Origin of the sequence: Pseudomonas sp. 44 R 15 (assembly GCF_900004965.1) — a bacterium.
Lineage (GTDB): Bacteria > Pseudomonadota > Gammaproteobacteria > Pseudomonadales > Pseudomonadaceae > Aquipseudomonas > Aquipseudomonas orientalis_A.
Genome location: NZ_CVTU01000068.1, coordinates 1 through 25,820 on the forward strand (window position 1 = coordinate 1; position 25,820 = coordinate 25,820).

Sequence of the window (25,820 nt, forward strand, 5' to 3'; positions counted from 1 at the left end):
ACTGCGCCGTGAGTTGCTGGGGCAGCGCGCGGCACTGGAGGCCGAGCCGATGCAGTACAGCGACTACGCCGAGTGGATCGCCGGCCTGCAACTGGACGAGGACGCCGAGCAGGGCGTGCAGTTCTGGCGCAACCTGGCCCTGCAGGAGGTGCCGGGGCTGCGCCTGATCGAACGCTATGGCATGGCCAGCGGTGCCCGTGGCTGCGTGCAGCAGGCGCTCGAACCTGCACTGTGCAGTGCCGTGCAGGCACTGGCCGGGGGCGAGGGGTTGGCCATCGAGCCTCTCGCCCTGGCAGCCTGGGGCGCCTTGCTCGGCCGCCTGAACGGTCAGCGTCATGCGCAGTTGGGCCTGCAGCACGACCCGCGTGACGACTATGAGGAACTGCAGGGCGCCTACGGGCTGTTCGAGCAAACGCTGCCCATGCAGGTGCATTTGTCCGAGCATGCCAGTTGGGTCAGCCTGGCCCGGCAACTGGCCCGGCAACTGGAAAGCGCCGTGCTCTGGCAGGAGTACCTCGGCCAGGCCGAGCTGCTGCCGGAGTGGCGCGCCAGCTACCAGGCCGGGCTGCGCGTGCAGCATCTGGCCGAGGTACAGGCTTTGCAGGCCTTGTCCTTCGACACACCGGTGGAACTGCAACTGCACTGGCTGCTGGATGAATCCGGCCAGGGCCAGTTGGCGCTGGTGTACGACACCGGGTTGTATCGCCGTGAGCAGATGCAGCTCTTGCTGCGCCGTTACGTGCATTGGATCGGCCAACTGCTGCAGGCGCCGCAAGCGCCGCTGGACGGCCTGGATGCCTTGCTGACGGAGGAGGCGCAGCCCACAGTGACGGGCGAGGAACTGCCGGCGGACGTCGATATCGTCGATCGATTCCGTGCCCATGCGCGCCACCAGCCGCGCAGCCCGGCGCTGCGCGATGGCCGGCAGCTGTTGTCCTATGCCGACGTGGATGAGCTGAGCGAACGGGTGGCCGGCAGCTTGCAGCAGGCCGGCGCTGGCCCTGACCAGGTGGTGGCGCTGCTGCTGCCGCGTGGCGCGCAGATGCTGGTCGCCATGCTGGCCTGCTTCAAGGCGGGCGCGGCCTATCTGCCGCTGGACCCGGCGCTGCCACCGCTGCGCCTGGCCAGCATTCTCGAGGATGCCAAGCCTGCTGTTGTGCTGCACCTGGATGAGTCGAGCCTGGTCTGCGACGTGCCCAGCCTGGCCTGGTCGAAGGCCAGCAGCGCTGCACCACTCGCTGCGCCGGTGACCAGCGCGCCGCAGCACCTGGCCTATGTGCTCTACACCTCGGGCACCAGCGGCAAGCCCAAGGGCGTGCAGATCGAGCAGGGGCAGCTACGCCACTACGCGAGCCAGATCACTCACGCGCTGGATCTGCCGGCAGGTGCTCACTACGGGCTGGTGTCGTCGCTGCTCGCCGACCTGGGCAATACCGTGCTGTACCCGGCCTGGTTGCAGGGCGGCTGCGTGCACCTGCTGAGCCAGGCCAGCGTCACCGATGCGCAGGCCTTCGCCGAGGAACTGCGCGAGCATCCGCTGGATGTGCTGAAGATCGTTCCATCGCACCTTGAGGCATTGATCGGCGAGCATCCGCCGGAGGGTGTAGTGCCGCGTCAGGTGCTGGTGCTTGGCGGCGAAGCGGTGGGCGAGAGCCTGCTGGCGCGGCTGGCACAGGCAGGGTCTGGTTGCCGCCTGTACAACCACTACGGGCCGAGCGAAACCACGGTCGGCGTGCTCTGGCGGGCCATCGACAGCGAGCAGGGGGTAAGCGGCACGGCCTTGAACCAGGTGCTCGGCAACAACCGCATCTATCTGCTCGATGAACAACAGCGCGCCGTGCCTTCCGGGCAGGCGGGCGAGTTGTGCGTGGCCGGTGCCAGCGTCGGCCGCGGCTACCTGGGGGATGTCGGCAGTTCGGCATTCGGCCAAGACCTGCGGTCCGGCGCGCGCCTGTATCGCACCGGTGATCTGGCGTTGCGCCAGGCCGATGGCGCCTTGCGCATTCTCGGGCGCAATGATCAGCAGGTGAAGATTCGCGGTTTTCGTCTGGAGTTGGCGGAGGTCGAACAGGCGTTGCGCGGCCTGCCGGGTGTGCAGCAGGCGGCGGTGCTGCTTGATGGTGAACGCCTCTTGGCCTTCGTTGTGGAGGAGCCAGGGCAGGGCAGGGCCGCGAACCTGCTGCGCGACGACTTGGCCCAACAACTGCCGGACTACATGCTGCCCGCCGGCATCTTCGCCCTGAGAGCCCTGCCGCTGAGCAGCAATGGCAAACTCGATCGCCAGGCGCTGCTGGAGCGTGCCCGGCAGCGCCTGCAAGGTGCGCGGGTGGCCCCGGTCGGCGAACTGGAAAGCGCCGTGCTGGAAATCTGGTGCCGCGTGCTGGGTGTCGAGGATCTCGGCGTGACCGACAACTTCTTCGCCACGGGCGGGCATTCCCTGGCGGCAATCAAGGTGGTGGCACTGATTCGCGAGCAACTGGGGCTCAATCCGCCAACTAATCTGCTGTTCGAACGGCAGACCGTGCGCGAATTGGTGCAGAGCCTCGATCAGGGCGCGAGTAGCGAGGGCTGGCAGGTGCTGAACGATGTGGCCGGTGAGGCGCCTGCCTTGCTCCTGGTCCATGGCGCGGAGGGCCACCTGAAAGACTACCGACCGTTGGTGGAGCACCTTGGCGAAACCCAGGCCGTTTATGGCCTGGCGGCATTTGACGAGGGGTGGGAAAGCAAGGATCTGGGCAGTCTGCTGCAGCGCTATGTGCAGAGCATTCCCGAGTCGCTCAAGCAGCGGCCGCTGGTGGTGCTGGGCTGGTGCCTGGCTTCGCGCCTGGCGCTGCTGTTGATTGCGCACCTGCAATCAGCCGGCTTCACCGTCAAGGCCTTGGCCACGGTGGATCATGATCCGCAGCGCAGCCTTGCAGGCGACGGCGACGAGGGTGGCCAGTTGCTCGCCGACCTGGTGTTCCTGTGTCGCACCCGTTCGCGGCCGCTTGGCGATACGGTGCGCGAGCGTCTGGCCCGGCAACTGGTCGATTGCGATTATGCCGAGGGCGTGACCCGCATGCTGGCCGACGCCGAGGTGCGTGAGCATCTGCAATCACACGGCGCTGATGCCGAGTTGCAGGCCGTGATGGTGCGCTACCGGGCGATCAAGACGCGCTTGTACGAACAGGCCTTACCGGTGGTCGATGTGCCCATCTGGTTGTGGCGCAGCAATGCCCACGGTGATCTGCGTACACCCTGGCAGGCGCACACGCGCAAGGCACTGCATTATCGGAGCCTTGATGTCGGCCATCATGCGATCGTTGCCGAGCCGCGCCTGAGTACGGATCTGTTGTCCTTGCTGGCGCCGAGCATTGCGCCGCAACACCCAGCCGAGAAGGTGTCGAACTGATGATGTTATTGAAGGAACTGCTGCATGATGCGCGCTGGCGCATTTTCCTGGCGGTGCTGTGCAGTGCCTTGAGTGCGGCCAGCAGCATTGGCCTGATCGGCTATATCAACCGCAGCCTGGAGCAGGGGCTGGATGACCTGAGCCAGGCGCTGGCGCTGTTCGCCGGCCTGCTGTTGCTGCTGTTCGTCAGCGGCACCCTGGCCCAGTGGCTGCTGGTGCAGATCGGCCATCGCCTGGTCTATCAGTTGCGCCTGCGCCTGGTGGGCAAGGTGCTGGGCACCGCCCTGGAGCGCATCGAGCGACTGGGCAGCTCGCGCATTTTCAACGCGCTGACCAAGGACGTGACCACCGTGGCCACGGCCTTCAAGCAATTGCCGATCTCGCTGTACAACGGCTTGCTGCTGCTGGTTGGCCTGGCTTACATGGCCTGGCTGAGCCTGCCCTTTTTCGCCCTGACCCTGGTGGTGATCGCCTTCGGCGTGCTGCTCGACGTGCTGCTCGGGCGCAAGGTCAAGCGCCTGATGCAGCAGGTGCGGCAGCAGGACGACCGGTTGACCGAGCAGTTCGAGGCGACCATCAACGGCCGCTGCGAACTGGCCTTGAGCCGGGAGCGTCGGCAGATGTTGTACAACCAGCGCCTGGAGCCGATCGCGCAGGCCTCGCTGCAGGCCTCGGTACGCGCCGATACCCTGTGGGCGATCAACCTGAACTGGACGTCGCTGCTGGTGTTCGTGCTGATCGGTACGCTGTTCTTCCTCGGTCAGGGCCTCGGGCTGCTGAGCCAGGAGGTGGTGGTGGGCTACGTGTTGGCGATCATGTTCCTGCGTACACCGATCTCGATGATCCTCGATGCCGTCCCGGCGGTGATCCGTGGCCATGTGGCCTTGCAGGCCATCGATGACCTGGCCCTGGGCGAGACGGTGCACTTCACCATGCCGCCCAAGGCCGCCGAGCCTTTCCGTGAGTTGCGCCTGAGCAACGTGCAATACCGCTACCCCGGGCAGAGCGACGAATTCGCCTTCCAGCTGGGCCCCATCGATCTGCACGTTCGCCGTGGCGAACTGATCTTTATCGTTGGCGGTAATGGCAGCGGCAAGTCGACCCTGGCCAAATTGCTGACCGGGCTCTACCAGCCCAGCGAGGGTACGGTCGCGCTCAATGGCGTGACACTGGATGTCTCGAACAGCGAGTGGCACCGCGAGCATTTCGCGGCGATCTTCGCCGACTTCTATCTGTTCGCCGATGTGCTCGGTGAGAACGGCCAGCTCGATGGTCTGGAGGAGCGGGTCGATCACTATCTGCAACGCCTGGGGCTGGCGCACAAGGTGCAGTTCGTCGATGGACGCCTGTCCACCACGGCCCTTTCACAGGGCCAGCGCAAGCGCCTGGCCCTGCTGTTGCTGATGATGGAGGGTCGCGAAGTGCTGCTGCTCGACGAATGGGCGGCGGACCAGGACCCGGTGTTCCGCCATGTGTTCTACCACGAGCTGCTGCCCGAGTTGCAGGCAGCCGGGAAAACGGTCATCGCCATCACCCACGACGACCGCTACTTCGACGTGGCCGATCGCATCTACCGGCTTGATTACGGCCAGTTGGTGGACTATGACCATAGCAGCGAGAACCCTTTCCAGTTGGTCAGGTAGCCGCTTGGAGCGGCTTACTCGGGTGTTTTGTCGCGGTCGAGTGGGCAACTGCTGCAATAGCCGATGCCGGGCAGGCGGTAGCGAATGCAGCAAATACGGCGTAACCGCTGCGGTTCGTCAGCGCCGACGTCCTTGTAGTACACCGGGGCGAACAGCGGGTTGCGCCGGCCGTCGGGGCGCAGGCGGCTTTCCAGCACGGTTCTGGCCGGGGCTGCGCAATCGGACGTTGCCAATCGATGCAGTTCGACTTGGGTAGTGGCGAATTCGAAGAGGTTGCCGGCGTTGCTCCAGAACAGTCGTGGCGAGGCTTTCGAGACGCTGGCCATCACCTCGATCACCGGTTTCAGATGCCGCTCGATCAAGGCGTCGAAGCGCGCGAAGGGCGTGCAGGGTGGCAGAACGCTGCCTTCATGGGGCAGGTGCAGGCCAAGCGGCTTTCCCGCTGCCGAGAGGGTGACGCCGACATCGCTCAGGGCGATAGGCAACTCGCGCTGCAAGAGCAAGCTGGCCGCCACGGCGGGTGCTATGAAGCAGAAATACCATTTCGACCAGATAGAGGTCAGCGCCATGAAATCGTCGCTGCCATGGCGGGCTGCCAGTTCACCAATGAACTCGGCGAAATAGTCCGGCTGAAACAGTTGCGAGCCGGCAATTGCCGGCTGTTGATCACCGGCCAGTTGCAGGTTTTCCCCATAGTCCGCCAGCGGGCCGCTGAACAGCGGGGCGAGGCTGGCGATCATCCTCGCGGCCCAGTGTCACCGTCAGGCGGCATTGCGCAATACGTGTTCAGGGAGGCTGTGGGTCGAGGCATAGTCAGTCGCTTGCTGTTGAGACTCGTTATCACTGGTGGCGATCAGTATAAACAAACCGGGGGCATGCAGGCGAACTCTGTCTCTGACAGCGGGGGCCTGTGACAGCAGGGCGTGTAAACGCGTCACGCCAATACCTAATGATAATTGTTATTAACTGTATTATCCTACGGCCGCTCGTATGCAAAGCCTACGAGCACTCGCACCTTCAGTGGAAACGGAGTGGAACATGAGTCTGGACAGTCCTGACACGCGATTTTTGGTTGTAGTCAACGACGAGGAGCAGTATTCCCTCTGGCCGGATTACAAGGCAATACCGCAAGGCTGGCGCGCGGCCGGCAAGCAGGGCAGCAAGGAGGAGTGCCTGGCCTATATCGAGTCGGCCTGGACTGACATGCGGCCTTTGAGCTTGCGTCAAGCCATGCAGCCCCAGGATCGCGGCTGATGCCTTGCGCATCCATTGAGCGGGTCATGGCCTTGCAGGTGACGTTGCCCGGTAGCCGATAGCAGCAACCTGGAGCCGCCTGAGTTGGCTGGTCGTTCGCTGCATGAGGCACGTTCCGGCAGCGTCGTCAGATAACGCGCTATCCGCGCGACACGAGGATGCACTGATGAATGCAATCACCCCGATCACCAACACCACGCTCGAACTCCAGCACCGGCACAGCGGGCTAAGCCAGCGCTACTGCCTGGACAGCACGCCGGCATTGCAGAGGCAAATGCAGCGCGAGTCGAATGCGCGCAGCTACCCACGGCGCATACCGCTGGAGCTCAAGCGGGCGCAGGGCGTGTATGTTGAGGATTCGCGGGGGCAGGTGTACATCGATTGCCTGGCCGGTGCCGGTACCCTGGCGCTGGGGCACAATCACCCGGTGATCATGGAAGCGATCCAGAAGACCCTGGCCTCGGGCATACCGCTGCATGCCCTCGATCTGACTACGCCGATCAAGGATGCCTTCGTAGAGACAGTCTTCGATCTGCTGCCTGGCGACTTCGCCCGGGATGCGCGCATCCAGTTCTGTGGCCCCACGGGAGCGGACGCAGTGGAGGCGGCGCTCAAGCTGTCGCGCACGGCAACCGGGCGGCAGAGCATCCTGGCGTTCCATGGCGCCTATCACGGCATGACCCTCGGCACGCTGTCTGTGAGCGGCAACCTGGGGCCGAAGAATGCCCTGGGTGGGTTGCTGGCGGGGGTGCAATTCTTGCCGTATCCACATGACTACCGTTGCCCGTTCGGCCTGCGCGGCGAGCAGGCGATCGACGCCAGCCTGCATTACATCCGCCACCTGCTCGCCGACCCGGAAAGCGGCGTGACCCAGCCGGCGGCCATGATCCTGGAAACGGTGCAGGGCGAGGGCGGGGTGATTTGCGCCCCTGATCGCTGGCTGCAGGGGCTGCGGGCGATCACGCGTGAGCACGATATTCCCCTGATCCTCGACGAGATCCAATGCGGTATCGGGCGCACCGGCGATCTGTTTGCCTTTGAGCGCAGCGCCATCACCCCTGATGTGGTGACGCTGTCGAAGGCCATCGGCGGTGGTCTGCCGCTGTCGGTGGTGGTCTACCGGGGCGAGCTGGATCAATGGCAGCCCGGGGCCCATGCCGGCACTTTCCGAGGTAATCAACTGGCCATGGCCGCCGGCGATGCCACCTTGCGCTTCATTCAGCGCGAAGGCATCTGCAGCCATGTGCGCAACGTCGGAGCACGCTTGCAGACGCTGCTGCACGGGCTGCAGGCCGAGTTCGATTGGATCGGCGACGTGCGTGGCCGTGGTCTGATGCTGGGCATGGAAATCATCGATCCTGCCAGCCAGGATACCCTGGGCCAACCCGCTACCGATGGCGAGCGGGCGCGCAAGCTACAACGTGCTTGCCTGGAGCGTGGCCTGATCGTCGAGCTGGGCGGCCGGCACGGCGCAACCGTTCGCTTCCTGCCGCCGCTGATCATCAGCGAAGCGGAGGTCGATCTGGTTGGGCAGATTCTCTACCAGGCGGCGCAGAACGTGGGGGTCGCCGCCGCGAGCTGATGCAGGTAGGCCGCATGGTTAACCCATTCGCTTTTAAAGTCCTCCCCTGACGAATCAATGCCCCATGTATAGCTCTTCCCAATAACGTAAATCGGTGTCCAGTTTTTCGGGTGGTTTCTTGACTTCCACACTTCAAAAAAGCGGTCGGAACCCAAGAAATCCTCAACGACATAGAACAATGCAAAGAATTTCCTGTAGTGACTGTGTTCCGCATAACCTTTTTAAATGTCAGCGTAGTATCGTTTGTGGACTGCCGAGAAGGGGAGGTCGATCCGATGACTGATGGAACTCCGCCTAGGCAGAATCACGAATATTAGAACTGTATGTGCAGACTCATTCTTATGCCATAGGCATGGGGGATGCGGAAACATGGACTGGTTATGCCGCTAAGCGCAGATTTTCACGATACTCAATGGGACTGAGCGCGCCGAGCGAAATCTTTATACGTTTTTCCTTGTACCAGCGAATGTATGAATACAAGGCCTGAATGTACTGCTTGATGCTCGTTGACTGCCGGTTGCGAGGATTGAACCGCTACGTTTTCAATCAGCGCCGACACACTGCCTCCTGTCGGCATTGGTTAATGTATGTTTTTCCGAATTCTGCGGGTCTCTCGATGAGAATCCTTATCATTTGCTCGGTTTGTTGTTAGCGCCTATTGCTTGTGGTGCTAAAAAACCCTAACTTGCCCATCGTGATATCAATATGCGATTGTAAATAAGGATTTTTACCATGAGTTCACTTCAGCAACTGATTGCTCCTTCGCACCGTTTCGACCTCCAATTAAGCCCCGCTAACAGCTATGACGAAATCGAGCTGTTTGTCGAAGAGTTGTCGGATTCGCTGCATTTTGCCAGTGACTGTGCTTCCAGTATTGGTAGCGCCAGCACTACCGGTGGTTGTGCGGGTGGCTGTGTTTCGTCAGCTTCTACTGCAGGTACCTTGTCCTGCATTATCAGTACTGGCAGTTAACTATGCTTCACGAGGCGTTGCTTAAGCCTCTGATACCTTGGCTGAAAACAACTCAATCTGGATACCTGACGGTGTCCGGGCTTAGTCAGTCTTATGCCAAGGTAGAAGTGCTCAAGGATATCAATTTCTCCTTACATCCCGGAGATATTGTGGGTCTGGTCGGTCCCAATGGGGCGGGCAAAACGACCTTGATAGAAACCATACTTGGCTTGTTGCCGTTTGCGTTTGGTCATATCACGTTGTTAGGCGTGGATATCCGAAAGGGATTGTCTACGCAGGTTAAGCAGCGAATTGGTGTGGCGCCCCAATCGTTTACGCTGCCTGCCAATTTGAATGTCGCTGAGATAGTCGACATGTATCAAGTGGTCTATAAGAATGCTCGATCTGCAAAGCAACTTATACAGCAGGTAGGATTGACAGAGCAAAGTAAGGTTCGTTTTGGTCGGTTATCAGGTGGGCAGAAGCGGCGTTTAGCGTTGGCGCTGTCGCTGATTGGTGAGCCTGATGTCATGTTTCTTGATGAGCCGACCGGCGATATCGATCCTCAAGGTCGCCGCTTTATCTGGGATATTATTTTAGAGCAGGAACGCCAAGCCCAGCGTGCCGTGCTTATTGCGACTCACCAGATGGAAGAAGTGGAAGCGCTATGCAATCGTGTGATTATTCTTGATAAGGGGCTCATCCTTGAAGATGATCGCCCCCAAGCGTTGATCGCCAAGTACTGCCCTGACCACTGCATTAACTTTATTACGCCTGCCGGTCTGACTGATGCATTGTTATGTGCCATTCCGCAGGTTGAAATTCGTACTATCGCTGAAGACCCGTATCATTGTTCCGTACGCCTGAAAACACGTAATGTCAGTAGCGATTTATTGCACGTTGCGAATCTTGAAAAAAGCCACCCTGGAATAATCATCCAGCTTCAGATTGCGAAGAGCACCCTCGAAGATGTGTTCATTCAACTGACAGGAAAAGCCCTGCGCGACTGAATCCAGCACGAGTATCGAGGTATTAAGGATGATGCCATGAAGTCTGTTTTAACCGTTTACGCCCGATTGTCCCTGTCTGCCTTCAAAGAGTATTCGCGCGACCTGCTGCCCCTGGTTTTTTCTTTTGCCCTGCCTATGTTTTTTATTATTACCCTGGGCAACAGTTCGGGAACACCTGACAGCGCCAGTAGTATCAAAGTGCTCGTCGTTGGCAATGAAGGCGCCGCCAATCGGGCGTTCAGTGCATTGACTGAGCAGCCGTTGTTTTCGGTAAGGCGAGTTGCGAGCGCTGATCCTGACCTTGTCATCCAGCAACAGCAAGCCACTCTGGTCATCGCTCCAAGCGGTCAACCCAATCCGCCACTGGCGCTCTACAGTACGCGGCAGGGGCAAAGTCTAGCGCCGCTGATTGACAAGCTGCTTGCTGCGCCCGCGGCCGCCACTACCTCTCTGCAACCTCGACTGGTTGCCGAAAACGGATTTGATTATTTCAAGTTCCTGTTCCCCGCCACTGTGGCGTTATCCCTGCTTCAAGTTTCTTTGTTCGGTACAGCGGCACCCATCATTGCGGCACGGGAAAAAGGCATTTATCGGCACTTTGCGGTAGTGCCTATGCCGCGACTGGCGTTATTGATCTCTCAACTCAGCGTGCGCCTGGTCATCGCCATTCTACAAGTTATGTTATTGGTAATCGTCGGGTGTTTGTTTTTTCGAGTGCGCATCGAACAGCCGGTAGCCTTTGGCTTCGTATTGCTGCTGGGTAGCGCAACGCTCGTCACTTACGGTTATGCAATTGCCGGCATCTTCAGTTCATTAAACCTTGCGAATGGTTTTTTATTATTATTGAATTTCTATTGCATGAGTTTTGGCCAGTTGTTCAACGATATTAGTCAGGGGCAGTGGAGTTGGTTGATTCCGACGACACCGGTGGGGCTACTCTCGGACGCGTTGCGGCAAGTGATGTCCGGGCTGGAAGGCGTCTATTCGCTTTCAACCAGTATTCTCGGATTGATTGCCTACCTGATGGTTTCGGCATTTATTGGCGTTAAGTTTTTCCGTTTCAGTCCCAAGGTGAAGTGATGGAAGCAGTTCAGTTGTCGGGTGCACTCAAGCCATTGGAATGGCACTATTACAAGATTTACGTTGGAGGGAACCATGATGCGCTCGATTTTGTTATAACGGACTGTCTGGCGAGTGCGCTGACTCTTGTAGAAAGTGGCAACTGGTTTTATTTACGCTACTTCGATGAAGGAGGCCTGCATTTGCGTTTGCGTGTGCACCTCCACGGCGGTGAGGGCAGTGCACAAGAGCGAGAGTTTTATCATCAGTTGCATGATGGACTTTCGTTGCTTTCCCAGCGCGTCCCCTCGACGTATGTGCCACTGGTGTCTTTCGATGGTTATTCCGTTTTATCGTCCGGAGAAGATTCTTCGATCTATTGCTGCCGCGATCGATATATTGCGGAGTTGGATGTTTTTGGCGGCGAACACGGCATGCCTATTGCCGAAGAAGTTTTCTGCCTATCCAGCGATATTGCCCGTGAAGTATTGCTGCGCGAGTCTCAGGCTGAACTGAGCCGCAAAGACTCTGTCCTGCCTTTTTTTGTAGAGACACTGCAGATGTTTTTGTCTGAGGATGCCTGTGCCGAGTTTTTAGAGCGTTATTCAACCTTCTGGCTTTCCGGCAATCCGGACATCGGTAATTACAAGTCGGCTTTTATCGATAAGGCAAATGCAATGTTGGATGCAAACGAGGCAATTGTCCCGCCAACGCAATCCCAACATCCTTCTATGGCAACACTGATTACGCGTTGGCATAAAGCTATGCGCAATGCGAGGGAGCGCTACAAAAAAGAGTGTCCGCTCTATACCCCGATGCTCGCCGATACGCTGGCCTTTTATTTCGCTCATTTAATGAATAACCGTTTGGGGTTCACCACGTTGGATGAATCTTATCTGGCGATTTTGCTGGCCAAGACTTACGAGCGTGGATTGCACCATGCATCCGCATAATTTTGCGGTTAGCAAAGACCTGGTGGACAAGTACCCTTTTCTGTCGCTATTGGCCCCAGCGGGAGGAGTGGTCAGGTCGGTGCAGACACATTCTTCTCAAGAAATGCACGTACCTCGTTTTCATTCGTTTATTGCGCATTTGGGTAATCTGAATCTGGCTTTTCCCCATGTTTCGGACTACCACGGCAATCGCTCTGGCCGAGTAGAAATGGCCGGGTGCGGGGCCGACGAACGTCCGGAGCTTGCAATGGTTCGTGCTGTCGCCGAAGCAGCAGAACGTTATTCGATGAGCGTCTTCAACAAAGACGACATTGTCACGGCAAGCTTTGCAGAGGTGGGGTCACAAGGCTTGAGTTACGAGAGCATTGCGTGTGGCTCTGCTGCCGAGTACGCGGACCCGCTCAGCCCTTTGAAGCGAATTGACCCGCACGCTCCTGTGCGTTGGGTCTACGGTTATTCGCCGTTGGAAAACCGGCGTAAGCTGGTGCCGCTGATCATGACGCACTTGTTTATACGCCCTTGGCCAAGTGAGCACTTTTGGTTACCCATCTCAACCGGTGTCGCTGCGCATACTGACTTTGCCCAAGCGGCGGTGGCGGCTATCTGCGAAGTCATCGAGCGTGACGCCATCGCCTTGACGTGGTTGCTTCGGCCTACGTTGCCCCGTATCTGGCTGGACGAACCGGCCCCGGCAGAGCATGCGGAAAAGTTCTATCGACTGCGCGAAAGCGGTCTTGAGCAGATGTTCTTCGATGCCACTTCAGAGCTGGGTATTCCTACGGTGTATGGCTTGCAGCTTAAGGAAGGCGATCCGCAAGCGGCGCAATTTATCAATTGCACCACCGGCTTTAATCGGTGGGATGGTTGCGCAAAGTTGATCCGCGAAAGTGCCATGGGGCGCTCGATATTAGCACTGTCGTTACCCATACCCGATGACATGCGTGACTTTGTTGAACTGGAACATGGCGCAATTTACATGGGGCGCGCGGAGCAGCGCCCAGCCTTTGATTTTCTGACGGGCTCTAACGTGGTGATGCCGATCTCCCGGATGAGTCAGCCGAACGTTGTCACGCCGCGCGAACAATTGCGCTACCTGTTGGAGCGCTTGGATGCAGCGGGCATGGAAGTGGTGTTGGTTGACCTGACTACCGATGAATTGCGCGACGCAGGGCTAAGGGTAATTCGCGCTGTAATCCCTGCGCTGATGCCAATGTCCGCTACTTACCGGGCAAGGTATCTGGGTCACCCTCGGATTTTGCAGGCTCAGGCCAGGCAAGCCGAACAATCGGGACGCGCAGTCGAGATCAACCCCTACCCACAACCGTTTGCCTGAGGAACCTGCCATGTTAGTCATCCATCAAGGCGGGTTTGGTCTTGCCGTTGCCCAGGCATTGTTAGAGCGTTGCGTCAGCGGTCGTTCGCTGAGTATCGACGATGCGCTTTCCCACCGCTGGGAAGATGAGAGGAAAGACACATTCGTCGCCTTGGCATTGGGCAGTCTGCATCCCAGTCGAACACGCCGCCTCGCACAGGTGCTTTGGGAGCGGAAACTGACGCATTCGGTCGTGATGCTATCGGATCAAAATCTACTGATCGGACCACTGGTGGCGCCTCCTGATGGGCCATGCTTGCGCTGCGCGATGGCCCGCAGTCTGAGTATGTTCGATACCCCACAGAACGCCAGGCTCGAGAGCAATCGCCAGCTTTACATGGAACACACAGGCACCGCGCAAATACCCGGTTACTTACCCAGCCAGGTGCAAATGGCTGCCGTGAAACTGCTGCAACATGCAGGCGCGGCCCCCGAGCATAGAGGGCGACTGACGGTTATCAGCCTTAATGGCAGCTGGTCGGTGCACACCCGCATAACGGCGTTGCATGGCTGTACTTGTCGTGGCAACACGCTGGTCAGTGTGGCAGAGCGCTGGACTGCGCAATTGGAACGTGACATCGAGGTCGCGCGGCAGATATGAGCGAATGGAGTATGAGCGCGAACCTTTCAGGGCAGCAGTTCGGCGGGCAAGATGAATTATTGGAGCGACTGCCTGCACGCCCAAAGCTATTGCGTGAGTTAGTCGTGGTGCCGGCTGGGCCCGATGCGGTGACTTTTTATGGCACTCAGAAACCACAAACCCTGCGTTGCCCACAGGGGCTGAAGAAACTCAGTGAGTTGCTTGCTCTGCTGGACGGCCGCCACAGTCTCGACGAAATTTCACAAGACCTGGCGTCGCACTTCAGTGGCGGTGTCACAGGGCTGGTATCCCTGTTGTTTCGCTATGGTTTGCTAGAGGACGGCGACGCGCAAAGCGGCAACGATGAGCCTGTGGGCTGCTATGCCGCGCGCTTCTGTGGTTCCTCCGGATATCATGCAAACCGTGACGCAGCCATAGCCCAAGCCGATGCCGTCCGATTACTGGTGGCGTGTCCTCAGCCTGTACGCGCCGCGTTATGCGCCAGCCTTGGAGGCGGCACGCTGGGAACGCTTCGCGTAGTACACAGCGCTGCTGAGGTGGCAGGTTCTGAGCATACTCATGCCCTGCTCGTACTCTCGGGTGGCGTTGAGGATGAAGAACTGCTCAAGGTCGCCGATGCGTTGCATGCCTCGAAAAGACCTTATTTCATCGGTACGCTTGGCAGCGATTGCATGCATCTGGGGCCCTTGGTGTTGCCTGGGCTGTCCGCAAGTCATCGCTGCGCCAGGTTGCAACTCAGCGCACCGGCGCCCTTGGCCGACCCGCTGGAAGCGGAGTTCCAGTGTGCTTACATTGCCCATGAGTGGCTGCAGATTGCATTGGGGTTGTTGACCGAAACCTATCTGAACAAAGTTCGCGTGCATCCTGTTGATAGTCGCGGTGCCTATCCCGTCAACAAACCCATCGCGCGAATCCCCGGCAGCCTTTTTGGAGGGCTTGCGACAGCCGCCTGCCTGGCTCCCGATGATCCGGCGTTTGCCGCTTGGGTGCATCACGTCAGTGTGCGCATGCCTCCCAAGGAGTGGCTAGCTCCGCGCCTGTTCGAAGGCCATTTCAAGATGGCCAATCTAAAGCTTTATGGTGCTCCCGTCACCCGCAGCTATGCGCTGGGAACCCTGACGTTGCCGGCGGCGGCCGAACTTCCTTCACACGCTGGAGGATCGAGTGTGCAAGCAGCGTGCGACGAACCGTCATTGGCGCAGCTGGCGGCGATTCTGCTGTATGCAGTCGGCGAGCAAACGTTGGAAGACGGCAGCCGACGGCGCATCGCGCCCTCGGGGGGAAGCCTGCGCTCATGCAGTTTTTATGTGTTGGTCAATCATTTGGCGCAGCTGGCATCCGGTCTTTATCTTTACGACGGTGAGACTGACTCTTTGATCCCTGTGAAGGTCGCCAGTCTTGTTGCCTTGCGCCAGTTGCTATACGGGACAGAGCACGCACCGTGCCCTGTTTCGCTAGTCGCCTCGAGCCACTTGGGCCGCGTACGCAACAAGTACCAGGATTTCGGCTTTAACCTTGTGCATTGGGATGCCGGTATTGCCTGCCAATACGCCACTCTGGTGGCTTCTGTCTTCGGGTTGAGGGTCGTGCAGCCCGCCTTGCTGCAAGCCGAACGCTGTGCTGAGTTGCTGAACCTCAACACGCAGGAACATGCCCAGATCGCCAGCAGCGTTCTGCATCTTGGCGGGCCGATGTCGGCCCCTGCCAATCAGCTCTTGAGTTCGAGCAGCAGTACCGCGCAGGAGCTGTTGATCGGCGCCGGCCATACTCGTGCGTGTCACGTTGGACAATCCCTTCCAGGCTGGGTGCCTCCAAGCCCAGAGGGTCGCGACAACACGTTGGATGTTGCCTCTTTGCTGCTGGGCCGTCGTGCAACCTATCGTTACGCCGAACAGCCGATCAGTACCTCGTGCCTGGTCAGGCTGGTTGTCAGTGCTCATCGGGCCTTGGTTGCTCACCAAGAACGGGGAGGCCCGAGACTGGACGTCTGGCCCTGGCTGCTGCTGATGCGCCCTGATGGGTCCATGACGCCGGGCATCTACGATTGCCGCAAACCTGCTCCTGAGCAATGGGTGCAGCGCGCAAGCCCGCTGACCCCGGCGATGTTCGCTGAATGCTTCAATCAGCAGGGCTTTCAAAAAGCGGGCGCAGCGTTGGTTTTCATGGCGGATCTGGAGCAAAGCTTCAGTCAGATGGGGCGACCGGTCTACTCACTGCTGTTGCAGCAAGCGGGCGGCGCTGCGGTCGCCACTTGGCTGGAGGCCCTCGCCATGGGGTTGGTGGGTTGCACGGTGGGTGGAATTATTGAGGCTGGCTTCATGCGTCTGGCGGGTACCGACGGCTACTGCGAAACACCGTTGTTCTCATTGGTATTGGGCCATTCGATCGAGGACGGCGCGTGTTGACGTACGCAAGCGAAGCATCCCCCGCCTGCTCATTTAATTCGCGGGTTATCGATGTACAGCCGGATATCGACACGCTGATCCTTGTCGGTGACATGCATAGCCGACCATTAAAGCTGGCAGGTCTTTCCTGCACGCTGGCGTTGGCGATCAAGCGCGGCGCGAGTGAAAGCGAGTTGATCGCCATTTTGGGCCTGGCCTATCCCAACCATCCTGCGGCGCATCATCAGCGAGCCTTGCAGACGTTTATCGGTAAATTGCGCACCGCCGGGTTGCTTGACGAGGATCAGGTGCGCTCCATGGGCCGTTGGTCGATGCCTAATCCGGACCCGTTGGCCGAAGTTCTGGCAGGGCGCTTGCTCACCCTTCCTGCGCGCTTGCGCCGTTGGTTGTTGCGCGGCGCGGTGATCGGGAGTGTGGTAATCATTCTGTTGGCCCTGCAACACCAACCCCACTGGCGCGAATGGGCTCTTTCAACGCCCGTCCATTGGGCAGCCCTTGGCGTGGGAGTGCTGGCGTGGCTGATCCTGCATGAATTGGCGCATGCCGTGGCTTGCCGCATGCATGGTTGCCCCGTGTCGGGCGCCGGGCTGATGCTCAGAGGTTTCCTGCTGCCGTCGCCCTTTATCAATACGTCGGCGATTCATCTGTTCCCTGGTGACGCGATACGTCTGCACGTCGCCATTGCGGGCCCCGTCCTGGATCTGCTGCTGGCCGGCGTGCTTGCCGCCGAGTTGATGCTCATGCCACCAGGCAGTGCTACTGCGGTTGTACAGGCGCTGTTGCAACTGGTGTTGCTCGGCCTGTACTTCAATCTCACCCCATTTCGAATCTCTGATGGGCGCACGGCCTTTGACGTGTATTTCGGCGACATCCGACAGACTTATCAGCCGCGATGGGGGAGGGCGTCTATGTCGGTCATGAATGTTCGTCGCAACGCCTTTGCAGCCTATGCGGCGCTCTACATCATCGTCACGGCTTTCGTCATCATCCAAGTCGCCGGCTGGGCCATTCAATGAGCACTTACGAGACGTGTGCGCTGCCTTCCAAGGGCGTCCAAGATGCAACCACCGAGCTGCGGATCATGCCGTTCGTACTGGTACGCATCGCAGGTTTGCCTGCCACTCACGGCGTTGAGTTGCCTGGGCGGGAAGTCAGTGAGATTGCCGCGCGGCTGCGCTCTGTCGTGGAGCAATTGCACGTGCTGGCCCTTAACCTGGTCAGTGCATTATTCGATGCTGTCGCGCAGCCCTCGGCAACGGCCTATCGCGCAGGGTTATTGCGGGCAAAACGGCAGGTCTTCAACGGCGTTGAACTGCTGGCGAGCGCCGAGCTATTGGCATGGCTCGAACAGCAATTGCCCAATGTTCTCGCACTCTGCCAAACGTATCAGCAGGTATTCAGGACGCGTGCCGAACTGCAGGCGCGTCTGGAGTCGAGCTGCGCTGCGCAACAGGAAACCACTCGAGCAATCTTGCAGGACGCACTGGCGCAGCCGGCTTTCAATCGTGCATTAGGACTGGCCGCGCCGCGGCTGCTGGCCCAATTACAGCTGCCCCTGCAGGCGCATCCGCGCAAACGACGCAAGCAATTGGAGCGCACCGTGATGGCGTTCATGCTGCGTGCGGGAATGAAGGTCAGTCCCTTCAGTAGTTTTGCCTCCACCTGCCAAGCAAACCTGGACCCGACCTGCGAACTGGGCCACCTCCACGCTCATGGCCAAAGGTTGCAGGCAACGTCGCGCTTAAGCCGAAGCGTGGTCGTCGCATTGCGCGAGCAGTTGGCCGAGAGTTCGCTGGCTGACAGCAACAAAGTTGAATTTTGTCTGAATCCAAGCCTGCGTTTTTTGCAGGACGAAAACGCTTTTTTGCGATCGCTTCGTGCCCATGGGCGCGATTATCAAGTGCGGCGCGGCACGCTGTGGAGTGAGGAAAGTTTGCTCAATGCCAGGCTGGCCCCTTCGCTGTGCGCGCTGTTGCAAAGATTGCCCGCGTGTTTTGGTCGGGAAGATTTTTTGCGGCGTCTGCGCCAGATTGAGCGGGAACCGCAGAAAGCTGAACGCCTGCTTAAACAGCTGTTACGCAAAGACATCCTGCGCCTGCTCCCGCAATGGCAGGCACAGGATGATGCACCCGCTTTATTGTTGGCCGATGCCATGCAAGAGCACCCGCAGATGACCGAGCTGGCAGGCCAGCTGCGCCAACTCGATAACCGTGCCCGCACCTTTGCCGACACGCCCACATCCTTGCGTCCTGCATTGCTCAATGAGATTGAGGAGGGCATCGCCGAGCTGCATACCCGACTTGGCAATCGCCACCCTCCACGGCTGGCCAGCAGTGTCTATGAAGATGTGCGCAATAGTGGCCTGACCCTGAGTTTCGGGACGCGGTTTGCCGAGCAGACGTTGCGTCGTGTTGCTGATGTGGTGGGTCGGTACGCGACTATTTCGGCCGAATATCTATGGCTGCGTGAATGCTTCATTGAGCGATTCGCAGAAGGAGGCTGCTGCACGGACGTCGAGGGTTTCTTGCGTGACGTGTGGCCGGCCTACTTGGCGTTGGGACAAAACATTCTCAATGGCAACGTTCCACGCCCGGCTCTTGGCCGCGTCGCGCCAGCAGCATTGCGCCTGCCCTTGACGGTGTATTTCCAGCTGGTAACGCCTGACCTGGACGAGGCCCTTAACGGCAAACCGCTGGTGGTGATAAATGGCGCGTACCACCGAGCCGCCTGGCAACTTGCGCGTGGGGCCATTAACAATGGCACGCAGCAGGATCCCTACGAAACTCAGTTGCGCGATTGGATTGTGGACGTTCATCGCCCGATTGCTCCAGCGACCGTCACGGTCAGTGGTGAGTCAAGCAATCTGCAAGCACAGCCGCGGTTGTGCGAGCGGCAGTTATGCCTGGATGAGCAACCTATGCAGGACAGTGACTTGCTGTTGCGGGATATGCAATTGATCCACAACGCCGACACCGGCCTGCTTGAGCTGATCGGCCCGGATCATCAGCCGCTAGCGTTGCAGTACTTGGGCGGCGCTTCGCCGCTGCCGGCCTGGGGGATCAAGTATCTGCTCACGCTGCTGGTCGAGCCCGTCCAGATCGGGCGCCCAGGCGCTGAAATGGTGAGCGCAGGCCACCTCGACGCTGACTTTCGCCACCAGCCACGTCTGGAAGACGACGGCTGTGTGCTGTTGCGGGAAACCTGGTGGTTGCGCTCGCGCATGCTGCTTGAGTGCCTGGAGGGCCTCAGCAGCTCGGCACAGGTCGCTGCGCTGTTACGGCTGTGTGCCGAACATGGCATCCCTGAAGACGTGTTTGTGAACGGTCAATTCGACGATTTTTTTGGTTGGAAATCTTTCGCCGCCGCCAAAACCCGCAAGCCGTTCTGGTGCCGCCTGAGCAATATCGCGTGCATGGACTACTTGCTCGGTTTGGCGCGGGACACTGATTGGCTGGTACTTCGCGAGGCGCTTCCGGCGCCACAAGACAGCTGGCTGAAGATTGACGATAAACCCTGCGTTACGGAGATGCATACGGAAATGGTGCTGGTGGGTGGGCATATGGCCAATGGATGGATCAAATGAGCAGCAGCCGCGATCCTTTGGAGTTATTGAACCGTCCTGTCGGCGCCTTTACGGATGCGTCGGTGCCGGCGGTGCGGCATCGGCCTCGCTGGTTGTGGCTATTGCTGCCGGGCGCAGCGGCGGTCGCCTTCTGTGTATTTTCTGCGCAGCCTCAACCTGTGCCTTTGGCCGATAAACGCGAGGTCGGCACACCGGACTCAGTGGAAACGGCCCCTGTACCCGGTGCGGCCACGCAAATCACCGCTGCAGGTTTTATCAAGGCCGATCAGTTGGCGACGGTTTCCGCCGAGGTGACCGGAACCTTGAAGAAAACCTATGTACGACGCGGTGACCGGGTAAAAAAAGGCGATGCCATTGCCGCTTTGGATACGGCGTCCTTGAGCAGCCAACTGAAGTTTGCGCAAGTTCAACTGAAAGTCGCGCAGAACAACGAGCATCAAGCGCGTGAGCGCTTGCCTCTGGCAGAGGCGCGTTTCCGGCGTATTGAGTTGTTGAAGGACGAACAAGTGGTGCCACCCCAGGACTACGAGGATGCCAAGTCCGAAGTCACCGAGCGCCGTGCGGAGGTGCAGCGCTATGGGCTCCAGGCTGAGTCTGCGGCGATTGATATCCAGGGTCGCCAGATCGATTTGGAGCGCGCGACCATCCGTGCCCCATTCGATGGAATCATTGTTTCCCTAGATGCTGCCGTGGGTGAGGTGGTTTCACCGGTTTCCGCTGCCGGCGGCTTCGCCAGAACGGGCATTGCGACATTAGTCGACACTCGACACTTTTATGCCGAGGTCTGGGTACCTGAAAAGTCCCTGGGGAAACTCGAAAGCCGGCAACGTGTTTCAGTCAAACCCGATGCGTTGCCTGAGCTCGCGGTGGGCGGCAGTGTTGCCTATATATCGCCACTGGTTGACGAGCAACGGGCTGCCGTACTGGTGCGAATTGCCCTGGAGCAAGCCCCGCAAGCCTACAAACACAACATGTCAGTACACGTTGATTTCTTATAAGGAATGCTTTTTTGCAGACGCCCTCAGACGATGAAATCGTGCTGCGCCTCAACGGTGTGGCGCGTGCGCATATCAAAGGTCGCGAACGTATCCGCGTACTGCAGGGCCTGGACCTTGAGGTGCAACGTGGCGAGATGGTCAGCATCATGGGGCCTTCCGGTTCGGGCAAGTCCACGTTGCTGGACGTCATCGCCGGGGTGATCCCGTCTAATGAAGGTGTGGTGGAGCTTGCCGGTCATCGCATGGACGGTAAAAGCGAGTCACTGCGCACCCAGATACGCGCTGCCCATATCGGTTTTGTTTTTCAGTTCTACTGCTTGATTCCGGCTCTGACAGCGGAGGAAAACGTCATGCTGCCGCTGCACTTGTGGAAACTGTCTCGCAAGGAACGGGCACTGCGCGCCGATGCTGCATTAGAGGTGGTGGGCATGACCCATCGGCGGCGTCACCTTCCGGGTGAGCTGTCTGGCGGTGAGCAGCAGCGCATCTCGATTGCCCGTGCAATTGCAGGCAATCCGGACGTGCTGTTATGCGATGAGCCGACCGGAGACTTGAATAAAGAGACTGGCCTGGAAGTGATGGCGATCATTGAGCAATTGAGTCACCACTATCGCAAGGCGGTCGTCGTCGTGACCCATGATCCGAATGTCGCGGCATTAGCCGACCGACATTTGAGGCTGCAACATGGCGTGCTGGTTGATGACAGGCCGAATCTGCGATGAGCGCCAGACTGACCTATATCTGGCGAGGCTTGCGTGGACATCGCGCGCGCTTTGTCCTAGTCGTGGCCTTTATCGCGTTTGGCATGTTGTTACTGCAGTTGGGAGCGGCGCTTGATAACGTCTTTTCCACGCCGCAGCAGGCTCAGACGGACCGAAGGTTGCTGGTTGTCAACGGGCTCAGCCCGCAGATGCCGCTGCCCGATGTGTATTTGGGACGTATTGCCGACCTCGAAGGGGTGGCCGCGGTTACGCACGTCACTTGGGTCGGTGCTTATTTCCGTCATCCCAGTTGGGTGGTGCCTGCCCTGGCGGTGGACAGTGCCAGTTTTCTTACCTTGAATCCCAGCTTACAGGTGGCGCCCAACCAGCTCGCCGAATGGCAACGCACGCGCGATGGCGTGCTGGTGGACCAGCGTTTTGCACAGTTGTACAACCTTGCCGTGGGCGATCGCCTGCCACTGCAATCCAGCGTCTGGGCTATAGATAATGGCGGCCTGCTGGATTTGCGCATCGTGGGAATTGTCATTGATAACACGCCTGAGAACCGTCCAGGACTGTATCTGCATTACAACTTTTTTGATTCCAGCCGCCTTGAAGGCAAGGGCTTGACCAGTTACTTCCTGATCGAGCCGAGTCAGGAGGCCGATGATGGGGCGCTGTCTCAACGGGTCGACGTCCACTTCAGCAACGATAGTATGCGCGGCACGACACAAACGGCTTCCCTGCAGGTGCACATGCGCCAGTTCACCGCGCGCCTGTTCGACTTCGGGCGCGCCATCGCTTTCGTCAGTTACTGCATCTGCCTGTTATTGGCTATTTTGCTGGCGGCCAATCTCTACGTGATCACGCAAAAATCCCTGGCCGATTATCAGATTTTTTACCGGCTCGGATTTTCTCGGCGCTGGGTAATCGTCACCGCGTTTTTTCAATTAACCAGTTACATCGTGTGTGGCGTGTTAGTCAGCATTCTGCTGGGGATTGCTATCCAACGCCTTATCGTATGGTTGCCCGTGGCGGTGCCGGGGGAGATCAGCCTTCATCCGGCGGACTATCTGCGGCTCTTGGCCGTGGGTGGTGTGTTGACCGTGGTCTGTACCGCACCGGCGCTCAGCCGCTTGATCCGCAGAGGTTTTTCCCAATGACTCGCGCTGGACAAACCGCCGCAGCGACTTCGACGTTGAGTAAAACCTGGGTGCTGGTGGTGATCTACCTGCGTCAGTTGCTGCGCAAACCGGTGTATCTAGCGGCAATAGTGCTCAGCTTTACGGTGGTCATGGCGGCCGTGGTCATGACATTCGCCGTACGTGAAGGGTTGCGTGCGACGCTGGATGCCAGTAGCCAACCCGGCTGGTATTTCATGATCAATGCGCACGCCAATACGGAATTGATGAGCCAGGTCACGCGAGCACAGGCACTTAACCTGGAGCAATTACACGACGCCGACGTTGCGCATGTGCGTGGTTATTCCGCGGAGTTGGCGATGCTTACCCGCCAGAAGGCCGACGGGCGCGATAAGGAGCTTATCGTGCGCGGCGTGACTGACGGGGCGTTCAGTCTGGTCAATCCCCTCAGCGGTGCGAACTATGCGCGGATCATCGAAGGTCGAAGGTTCCAGCCCGACAAAAATGAAGTCATCGTCGGGGCCAGTCTACGTAACCACTACCCGGATTTTGCTGTCGGGCACAGCATTCTGTTGAAAGGACAGCCGTGGAAAATCGTCGGTGTATTCACTTCGGGAGGCTCCGTTCGCGAGTCGGAGTTCTGGAGCGACTTGGTTCATCTGCGCACTGATTACGGCCTGGCCCCGGTCTACAGTGTCATCGCATTCGGCGGGCCGCCGGCGTCGGCGGCCAGATACAACGCAACGCTTGCAGACCTGGAAAAAGACACGCTGACCATACGCGACAGCCGTGAGCACTATGCTGGGCAGGCGCAGGACTTGATTGATCTGGTCATGTACTTTGGCCTCGCATTCGCGGTACTCGTCGGCATTGTGGCGGCCACGGGCGTGGCGGCGTTGATCGAGTCTTTATTGATGGACAATGCTGACGATTTGCGTGTGCTGGCGTTGATCGGCTTCGGCCGTGAACGCCTGATCGCCCACCTCGCGCTGATTGGGTTGCTTGGCTTCGCCGGTGGTGTGCTGGGGCTATTCATCTGCCTGTTGTTGTTCTCCGGCATGACGTTTACCACTTACAGCCAGTCCAGGGAACTTGCCTTTTCGATCTCTATCAATCGAGAGGTCATAAGTGCTTCACTCGCCTATTGCGTCCTACTCGGTATGGCTGCCGCCGCCTTGGTGATTCCACGTTTGCAACGTAGGGCCCGGCATGAATAGTCGCTTATCTTGCGTACCTTTGATCCCGCGGGCGTGCATTTTTGGCAACCCCGCCAATGCCCATCCGCAGATTGAACCCAATGGCCTGCGCCTGGCTTGGCTGGCTCCGCACCATGGCGTGGTGAGTATATGGATCGCCCCCATCGACAGGTTGCACGACGCCCGGCCAGTCACGAATGCAGGCACTCGCGGAGTCGGTCTGTATGCCTGGACTTATCTGCCAGAGCATCTTGTGTATCTGCACGACGCAGAAGGTGACGAGAATTACCACATCCATTGCGTCAATACCGAGACTAGGATCGACCGTGACTTGACGCCTTTTGCTGGCGTACGTTCGACGATTGTCGCCATAAGTCGTGAATGTCCGGGCCAGATTCTGATCATGTGCAACAAGCGTTCGCTTGAGCATTTCGATCTGTACAACCTGGACCTGCAGAGCGGTCAGTATGTGCATGCGCTGGAAAACCCAGGGTTCATTTCCTTTGTGCTCGATGGTTTGTATCAGCCTCGTTTTGCGACCCGCTTAGCCGATACCGGCGAGCTTGAGATTCTTCGTTATCAGGGCGCGCAAGGGTGGTCGCCGTGGCTGATTTTTCCAATCGAGGACGTGCGCGTATCCAGGGCACTGATGTTGGCCAAGGACGGAAAACGGCTTTTTCTGCTCGATAGCCGCCAGCGAGATACCGCCGCCTTGACCTGCGTCGACTTGGAGTCGGGCCACGTGCAGGTGATAGCAGAGGACGCTGGAGCGGACATTTGCGACCTGCACTTCGATCTGGTGACCCAGGAGCCCATCCTGTACGGCGTTACGCGTGAGCGTCGGCGTTACACGGCACTGAATGCCGATATACAGGTGGATATCGACTTTCTGGCAGCCTCAGGCATCACCGATTGGCAGTTGATCAATCGCAGTAGGGATGATCGCTTATGGATCATTTCCACTTGCATCGATTGCCGACCGCCGACGATTCAACTGTATGACCGCAATACTCGATTGCTGACGACGGTGATGAGTGCCGAAGCGTATTTCGACACCTCGACACTGGTTCCCATGCAGTGCGTCAGCTTCCGTGCACGAGACGGTCGCGCCTTGATCGCGTATCTCACGCGTCCACCTGCAACCACCGCTCGTGGCCCGATGGTGCTGCTGGTTCACGGTGGACCTTGGGCTCGCGATGAGTACGGATTCAATAGCTACCATCAATGGCTCGCCAATCGCGGCTACAACGTGATGAGTGTGAACTTCCGTGGCTCCACCGGGCTGGGCAAAACCTTCATCAATGCCGGTGACGGCGAGTGGGGGCGCAAGATGGACGATGACTTGCTCGACGCAGTTGAGTGGGCGGTATGCGAAGGCGTTGCCGACCCGATGCGCGTGGCGATCATGGGCGTCAGTTATGGGGGCTATGCCGTTTTAGCGGGCATGACCCGTAGTGCTGATCGCTATGCCTGCGGCGTCGACCTCTGCGGGCCCACCAATCTGGAAACCTTCATCGACTCGATCCCTGTCTACTGGGCGAGTCTGCGGTCCGCATTCATACAAGCCATCGGTGATCCGCAAACCACAGCAGGCCTTGCACTGCTGCGAGAGCGCTCGCCGATTCATCATGTGCACACACTCAGTAAACCGCTGCTTGTGGGGCATGGCGCCCATGATGTGAGGGTGCGTCGAAACGAAAGCGATCAACTGTGCGAGGCCTTGCGCGCCAACGATATCCCCGTGACTTATCTGCTTTTTCCTGACGAGGGCCACGGCCTGCAACGACCGGGCAACATGCTCTACTTCAATGCCGTCGCCGAAACGTTCCTGGCGCGGTATCTCGGTGGGCGCGCAGAGCCGATCAGTGACGAAGAACGCAGCAATAGCAGTGCTCAGTACCTCATGCAAGCGGAGGACGATTGCCGATAGGGATCGGCTGCAAGACCCATAAAAATATAACGATGAAGTACTAACCGAG

The 25,820-nt window shown here is 58.9% G+C and carries 19 protein-coding genes and 1 pseudogene; 18 read left to right on the plus strand and 2 right to left on the minus strand.

Annotated features, from left to right (window positions below; genetic code table 11):
* A partial coding sequence (locus BFP93_RS08165) for a non-ribosomal peptide synthetase (RefSeq protein WP_065892697.1) occupies nt 1–3,391 on the plus strand: 3,391 nt, incomplete at its 5' end.
* Nucleotides 3,391–5,034, plus strand: a complete 1,644-nt coding sequence (locus BFP93_RS08170) for a cyclic peptide export ABC transporter (protein WP_065892698.1) — start codon at nt 3,391–3,393, stop codon at nt 5,032–5,034. The genes BFP93_RS08165 and BFP93_RS08170, both read left to right, overlap by 1 nt.
* A gap of 14 nt (nt 5,035–5,048) precedes the next feature.
* On the opposite strand, the gene fhuF is transcribed toward BFP93_RS08170, so the two are convergent.
* Nucleotides 5,049–5,774 carry a siderophore-iron reductase FhuF gene (gene fhuF / locus BFP93_RS08175; RefSeq protein ID WP_065892699.1) on the minus strand — a complete coding sequence of 242 codons (726 nt, stop codon included), beginning with the start codon at nt 5,772–5,774 and terminating at the stop codon, nt 5,049–5,051.
* Nucleotides 5,775–6,072: 298 nt separating this feature from the next.
* On the opposite strand from fhuF, the gene BFP93_RS08180 reads away from it, so the two are divergent.
* On the plus strand, nt 6,073–6,288 hold the full coding sequence (locus BFP93_RS08180; RefSeq protein ID WP_065892700.1) for an MbtH family protein: 216 nt from the start codon (nt 6,073–6,075) through the stop codon (nt 6,286–6,288).
* Nucleotides 6,289–6,454: 166 nt separating this feature from the next.
* Nucleotides 6,455–7,870 (plus strand): diaminobutyrate--2-oxoglutarate transaminase, encoded by a 1,416-nt coding sequence (locus BFP93_RS08185; RefSeq protein ID WP_083205621.1) that lies wholly within the window; start codon nt 6,455–6,457, stop codon nt 7,868–7,870.
* Between the two features lie 378 nt (nt 7,871–8,248).
* Here the strand turns inward: BFP93_RS08185 and BFP93_RS27195 are convergent.
* A pseudogene (locus BFP93_RS27195) lies at nt 8,249–8,401 on the minus strand (IS3 family transposase); the annotation flags it as partial.
* A 201-nt stretch (nt 8,402–8,602) separates the two neighbouring features.
* Between BFP93_RS27195 and BFP93_RS28265 the strand changes: the two are divergent.
* From BFP93_RS28265 to BFP93_RS08250, 14 genes are read left to right on the plus strand one after another with little or no spacing between them, the layout of a single operon-like run.
* Nucleotides 8,603–8,842 carry a hypothetical protein gene (locus BFP93_RS28265; protein ID WP_128876559.1) on the plus strand — a complete coding sequence of 80 codons (240 nt, stop codon included), beginning with the start codon at nt 8,603–8,605 and terminating at the stop codon, nt 8,840–8,842.
* 2 nt (nt 8,843–8,844) lie between these two features.
* Entirely contained in the window at nt 8,845–9,831 is a 987-nt protein-coding gene (locus BFP93_RS08190; protein WP_065892701.1) for an ABC transporter ATP-binding protein, read from the plus strand.
* 36 nt (nt 9,832–9,867) lie between these two features.
* Nucleotides 9,868–10,911 carry an ABC transporter permease gene (locus BFP93_RS08195; protein WP_065892702.1) on the plus strand — a complete coding sequence of 348 codons (1,044 nt, stop codon included), beginning with the start codon at nt 9,868–9,870 and terminating at the stop codon, nt 10,909–10,911.
* Nucleotides 10,911–11,843, plus strand: coding sequence for a lantibiotic dehydratase C-terminal domain-containing protein (locus tag BFP93_RS08200; RefSeq protein WP_065892703.1), 933 nt, complete (start codon nt 10,911–10,913; stop codon nt 11,841–11,843). The genes BFP93_RS08195 and BFP93_RS08200 overlap by 1 nt, the downstream gene beginning before the upstream one ends.
* Nucleotides 11,830–13,176 carry a YcaO-like family protein gene (locus BFP93_RS08205; RefSeq protein ID WP_163001654.1) on the plus strand — a complete coding sequence of 449 codons (1,347 nt, stop codon included), beginning with the start codon at nt 11,830–11,832 and terminating at the stop codon, nt 13,174–13,176. The genes BFP93_RS08200 and BFP93_RS08205 overlap by 14 nt, the downstream gene beginning before the upstream one ends.
* Nucleotides 13,177–13,186: 10 nt before the next feature.
* Complete coding sequence (locus tag BFP93_RS08210) at nt 13,187–13,816, plus strand: hypothetical protein (protein WP_065892705.1); 630 nt, start codon at nt 13,187–13,189, stop codon at nt 13,814–13,816.
* An 11-nt stretch (nt 13,817–13,827) separates the two neighbouring features.
* Nucleotides 13,828–16,221 (plus strand): SagB family peptide dehydrogenase, encoded by a 2,394-nt coding sequence (locus BFP93_RS08215; RefSeq protein ID WP_065892706.1) that lies wholly within the window; start codon nt 13,828–13,830, stop codon nt 16,219–16,221.
* Nucleotides 16,215–17,237: a hypothetical protein gene (locus BFP93_RS28835; RefSeq protein WP_158254522.1), complete on the plus strand. Its 1,023-nt coding sequence runs from the start codon at nt 16,215–16,217 to the stop codon at nt 17,235–17,237. Before BFP93_RS08215 ends, BFP93_RS28835 begins: the two co-directional genes overlap by 7 nt.
* Nucleotides 17,234–19,804, plus strand: a complete 2,571-nt coding sequence (locus BFP93_RS08225) for a lantibiotic dehydratase (protein ID WP_065892708.1) — start codon at nt 17,234–17,236, stop codon at nt 19,802–19,804. Before BFP93_RS28835 ends, BFP93_RS08225 begins: the two co-directional genes overlap by 4 nt.
* Complete coding sequence (locus BFP93_RS08230; RefSeq protein ID WP_065892709.1) at nt 19,801–20,802, plus strand: efflux RND transporter periplasmic adaptor subunit; 1,002 nt, start codon at nt 19,801–19,803, stop codon at nt 20,800–20,802. The genes BFP93_RS08225 and BFP93_RS08230 overlap by 4 nt, the downstream gene beginning before the upstream one ends.
* Before the next feature lie 11 nt (nt 20,803–20,813).
* Complete coding sequence (locus BFP93_RS08235) at nt 20,814–21,524, plus strand: ABC transporter ATP-binding protein (protein ID WP_065892710.1); 711 nt, start codon at nt 20,814–20,816, stop codon at nt 21,522–21,524.
* On the plus strand, nt 21,521–22,666 hold the full coding sequence (locus BFP93_RS28840; protein WP_065892711.1) for an FtsX-like permease family protein: 1,146 nt from the start codon (nt 21,521–21,523) through the stop codon (nt 22,664–22,666). The genes BFP93_RS08235 and BFP93_RS28840 overlap by 4 nt, the downstream gene beginning before the upstream one ends.
* Entirely contained in the window at nt 22,663–23,862 is a 1,200-nt protein-coding gene (locus tag BFP93_RS08245) for an ABC transporter permease (RefSeq protein ID WP_065892712.1), read from the plus strand. The genes BFP93_RS28840 and BFP93_RS08245 overlap by 4 nt, the downstream gene beginning before the upstream one ends.
* Entirely contained in the window at nt 23,855–25,771 is a 1,917-nt protein-coding gene (locus tag BFP93_RS08250) for an alpha/beta hydrolase family protein (protein ID WP_065892713.1), read from the plus strand. The genes BFP93_RS08245 and BFP93_RS08250 overlap by 8 nt, the downstream gene beginning before the upstream one ends.
* Nucleotides 25,772–25,820: the final 49 nt, after the last annotated feature.